Origin of the sequence: Pseudomonas sp. MB-090624 (genome assembly GCF_003205245.1) — a bacterium.
GTDB classification, from domain to species: Bacteria; Pseudomonadota; Gammaproteobacteria; order Pseudomonadales; family Pseudomonadaceae; genus Aquipseudomonas; species Aquipseudomonas juntendi.
On sequence record NZ_QJRK01000094.1, the window covers coordinates 1,729 to 4,748 of the forward strand.

Sequence of the window (3,020 nt, forward strand, 5' to 3'; positions counted from 1 at the left end):
AAATGCGAATTTTCGGCGAATGTCGTCTTCACAGTATAACCAGATTGCTTGGGGTTATATGGTCAAGTGAAGAAGCGCATACGGTGGATGCCTTGGCAGTCAGAGGCGATGAAAGACGTGGTAGCCTGCGATAAGCTTTGGGGAGTCGGCAAACAGACTGTGATCCAGAGATCTCTGAATGGGGGAACCCACTCAGCATAAGCTGAGTATCTTGTACTGAATACATAGGTGCAAGAGGCGAACCAGGGGAACTGAAACATCTAAGTACCCTGAGGAAAAGAAATCAACCGAGATTCCCTTAGTAGTGGCGAGCGAACGGGGACCAGCCCTTAAGTTGGTTTGAGATTAGTGGAACGCTCTGGAAAGTGCGGCCATAGTGGGTGATAGCCCCGTACACGAAAATCTCTTATCAATGAAATCGAGTAGGACGGAGCACGAGAAACTTTGTCTGAATATGGGGGGACCATCCTCCAAGGCTAAATACTACTGACTGACCGATAGTGAACCAGTACCGTGAGGGAAAGGCGAAAAGAACCCCGGAGAGGGGAGTGAAATAGAACCTGAAACCGTATGCGTACAAGCAGTGGGAGCCTACTTTGTTAGGTGACTGCGTACCTTTTGTATAATGGGTCAGCGACTTATATTCAGTGGCGAGCTTAACCGAATAGGGGAGGCGTAGCGAAAGCGAGTCTTAATAGGGCGTTTAGTCGCTGGGTATAGACCCGAAACCGGGCGATCTATCCATGGGCAGGTTGAAGGTTAGGTAACACTGACTGGAGGACCGAACCGACTACCGTTGAAAAGTTAGCGGATGACCTGTGGATCGGAGTGAAAGGCTAATCAAGCTCGGAGATAGCTGGTTCTCCTCGAAAGCTATTTAGGTAGCGCCTCATGTATCACTGTAGGGGGTAGAGCACTGTTTCGGCTAGGGGGTCATCCCGACTTACCAAACCGATGCAAACTCCGAATACCTACAAGTGCCGAGCATGGGAGACACACGGCGGGTGCTAACGTCCGTCGTGAAAAGGGAAACAACCCAGACCGTCAGCTAAGGTCCCAAAGTCATGGTTAAGTGGGAAACGATGTGGGAAGGCTTAGACAGCTAGGAGGTTGGCTTAGAAGCAGCCACCCTTTAAAGAAAGCGTAATAGCTCACTAGTCGAGTCGGCCTGCGCGGAAGATGTAACGGGGCTCAAACCATGCACCGAAGCTACGGGTATCACCTTTTGGTGATGCGGTAGAGGAGCGTTCTGTAAGCCTGTGAAGGTGAGTTGAGAAGCTTGCTGGAGGTATCAGAAGTGCGAATGCTGACATGAGTAACGACAATGCGAGTGAAAAACTCGCACGCCGAAAGACCAAGGTTTCCTGCGCAACGTTAATCGACGCAGGGTTAGTCGGTCCCTAAGGCGAGGCTGAAAAGCGTAGTCGATGGAAAACAGGTTAATATTCCTGTACTTCCAGTTATTGCGATGGAGGGACGGAGAAGGTTAGGCCAGCCTGGCGTTGGTTGTCCAGGTTTAAGGTGGTAGGCTGAAATCTTAGGCAAATCCGGGATTTCAAGGCCGAGAGCTGATGACGAGTTGCCTTTAGGCGACGAAGTGGTTGATACCATGCTTCCAAGAAAAGCTCCTAAGCTTCAGATAACTGGGAACCGTACCCCAAACCGACACAGGTGGTTAGGTAGAGAATACCAAGGCGCTTGAGAGAACTCGGGTGAAGGAACTAGGCAAAATGGCACCGTAACTTCGGGAGAAGGTGCGCCGGCGAGGGTGAAGGACTTGCTCCGTAAGCTCATGCCGGTCGAAGATACCAGGCCGCTGCGACTGTTTATTAAAAACACAGCACTCTGCAAACACGAAAGTGGACGTATAGGGTGTGACGCCTGCCCGGTGCCGGAAGGTTAATTGATGGGGTTAGCGCAAGCGAAGCTCTTGATCGAAGCCCCGGTAAACGGCGGCCGTAACTATAACGGTCCTAAGGTAGCGAAATTCCTTGTCGGGTAAGTTCCGACCTGCACGAATGGCGTAACGATGGCGGCGCTGTCTCCACCCGAGACTCAGTGAAATTGAAATCGCTGTGAAGATGCAGTGTATCCGCGGCTAGACGGAAAGACCCCGTGAACCTTTACTATAGCTTTGCACTGGACTTTGAATTTGCTTGTGTAGGATAGGTGGGAGGCTTTGAAGTGGGGACGCCAGTTCTCATGGAGCCATCCTTGAAATACCACCCTGGCAACTTTGAGGTTCTAACTCAGGTCCGTTATCCGGATCGAGGACAGTGTATGGTGGGTAGTTTGACTGGGGCGGTCTCCTCCCAAAGAGTAACGGAGGAGTACGAAGGTGCGCTCAGACCGGTCGGAAATCGGTCGTAGAGTATAAAGGCAAAAGCGCGCTTGACTGCGAGACAAACACGTCGAGCAGGTACGAAAGTAGGTCTTAGTGATCCGGTGGTTCTGTATGGAAGGGCCATCGCTCAACGGATAAAAGGTACTCCGGGGATAACAGGCTGATACCGCCCAAGAGTTCATATCGACGGCGGTGTTTGGCACCTCGATGTCGGCTCATCACATCCTGGGGCTGAAGCCGGTCCCAAGGGTATGGCTGTTCGCCATTTAAAGTGGTACGCGAGCTGGGTTTAGAACGTCGTGAGACAGTTCGGTCCCTATCTGCCGTGGACGTTTGAGATTTGAGAGGGGCTGCTCCTAGTACGAGAGGACCGGAGTGGACGAACCTCTGGTGTTCCGGTTGTCACGCCAGTGGCATTGCCGGGTAGCTATGTTCGGAAGAGATAACCGCTGAAAGCATCTAAGCGGGAAACTTGCCTCAAGATGAGATCTCACTGGGATCTTGAATCCCCTAAAGGGCCGTCGAAGACTACGACGTTGATAGGTTGGGTGTGTAAGCGCTGTGAGGCGTTGAGCTAACCAATACTAATTGCCCGTGAGGCTTGACCATATAACACCCAAGCAATTTGCTAGCGCAGATTGCGGTGGTGAAGATGACATGAACCGAAAGTTCGCAA

At 51.6% G+C, this 3,020-nt stretch carries 1 rRNA gene; it reads left to right on the top strand.

From position 1 onward, the window contains the following. Window positions 1–60: 60 nt before the first annotated feature. A 23S ribosomal RNA gene (locus DMX12_RS28635) occupies window positions 61–2,953 on the top strand. Window positions 2,954–3,020: the final 67 nt, after the last annotated feature.